Genomic DNA, 1,684 nt, shown 5'->3' with positions numbered 1-1,684 from the left:
TGCCAGGTTTGGTGCGCAGCAGCTCGACCTTCTGGGCGTAGGACTGCCCGGGATAGTCGACGAACATGATGGCGTCCGGGTCGGCGGCGGCGAGCCGCTCCCAGGAGACCTTGGTCCAGGTGTCGGCGACGTCGTCGAGGATGTTGCGGGCGCCCGCGGCTTCGAGGATCGCCTGCGGCGCACCGAATTTCCCGCTGGAGTAGATGGTGTCGGTGCCGCTGTCGAACAGGAAGACGGTCGGCGCCTTCGCCGGTTTCGGTGCCGCGGACAGGGCAGCGAGCCTGCTGTCGAGGTCGGCGGTGACCTCCGCCGCGCGGTCGGGGTGGCCGGTGATCGCGCCCAGGTCGGTCAGGTCGGTGCGCAGCGCGGTCCACGGTTCGACCGTGCCGCGCGCGGCGGCGCCGTCCTGCTGGCGGCAGCTCTCGGTGAGAATGTAGGCCGCGACGCCGTCCTTCTGCAGGGAGGCGGGGGTGAGGTTGCTCGCCTCGTCGTAGCCGTAGCTCCAGCCGGCCACCATGACGTCCGGGCGCTGCGCGAGCACGGTTTCGCGGGACGGGTATTCGGGGGCGACGGATTTCAGCCCGTCGACGACGGCGGTGCCGTAGTGCTTGCGCAAGGTGTCGGCGTCGCGCTGGATGCTCGACACGGCGGCCACCTGGTCCTGCGCGCCGAGGGCGAGGACCATCGAGATGAGGTTGCCGTCGTTGACGAACAGCCGTTGCGCCGGCGCGGGGAATGGAGTGTCCTTGCCGCAGTTGCGCACGGTGATCGTCGACGCGGGGTCTGCGGTGGTGCCGGTGCAGGCCGCCAGGACGGCGGCGAGTGCGGTGGTGGCCAGGATCCGGCCGGGGTTCTTCATCATCGCGCCTTTCGCGGGGTGATCAACAGGTGGTCTTCGCCGGTCGCCGGATGCTTGACGCGGGCCGCGTCGACACCGAACACCTCGGCGAGGACCTCGGGTGTCAGTGCTTGCGCGGGCGGAGCCGGTGGTCGGGCGGAGCCGTTGTGCAGCACGATGATCCGATCGCAGTAGCGGTCGGCCAGCGACAGATCGTGCAGGGCGGCGACGACGGTGCGGCGCAATCCGCGCACCATGCCGAGGAGCTCGAGCTGGTGGGTGACGTCGAGGTGATTGGTCGGCTCGTCGAGGAGCAGGACCGGGGTGTCCTGCAGCAGCGCACGAGCCAGCAGCACGCGCTGACGTTCACCGCCCGACAACTGCTGCACCGGACGATCGGCGAAACCAGCGAGGTCGACCGCGGCGAGCGCTTCCAAGACCTGCTGACGTTCCCGCGGTGCGCCGAGTCCCCACGGCGGCAGATAGGGGGTCAGCCCCAACGCGACCACCTCGCCTACGAGCATGTCGGCGGAGGGACTCTCGTCCTGTGCGACCAGCGCGACGGTCGTCGCGCGTTGGCGCGGACGCAGGTCGTGCAGAACCTGACCGTCGATGAGCACCAGTCCCCGCGCGGGCTTCCGAATACCGGCCAGCGTCCGCAGCAGTGTCGTCTTGCCACTGCCGTTGGGCCCGACAATGCCCACGGTCTCGCCCGGCTCGATCGAAAAGTCCGCGCCGACAACGATATTCCGGCTGCCTACAGAACACGTCAGCTCGACCCCCCCCCCCCCCCCCGGCCGCGCCCGGCCCCCCCCCCCCCCACGACCGAGCCGAGCGTGGTCCACA

2 protein-coding genes are annotated in these 1,684 nt (G+C 70.4%); both read right to left on the bottom strand.

Going from position 1 to position 1,684, the window contains the following annotated elements:
• Positions 1–862: ABC transporter substrate-binding protein (locus tag ACFWPJ_RS32140; RefSeq protein ID WP_378857192.1), on the bottom strand; the 862-nt coding region annotated here is incomplete at its 3' end.
• Positions 859–1,683 carry an ABC transporter ATP-binding protein gene (locus ACFWPJ_RS32135; RefSeq protein WP_378857190.1) on the bottom strand — a complete coding sequence of 275 codons (825 nt, stop codon included), beginning with the start codon at positions 1,681–1,683 and terminating at the stop codon, positions 859–861. The genes ACFWPJ_RS32135 and ACFWPJ_RS32140, both read right to left, overlap by 4 nt.
• Between the last annotated feature and the right edge of the window lies 1 nt (position 1,684).

The sequence above is a fragment of the Nocardia sp. NPDC058497 genome (genome assembly GCF_042720195.1).
In the GTDB taxonomy this organism is placed as follows: Bacteria; Actinomycetota; Actinomycetes; order Mycobacteriales; family Mycobacteriaceae; genus Nocardia.
The sequence above is the reverse complement of the archived record's forward strand: the minus strand, read 5'-3'. Positions and strand labels throughout refer to the sequence as shown.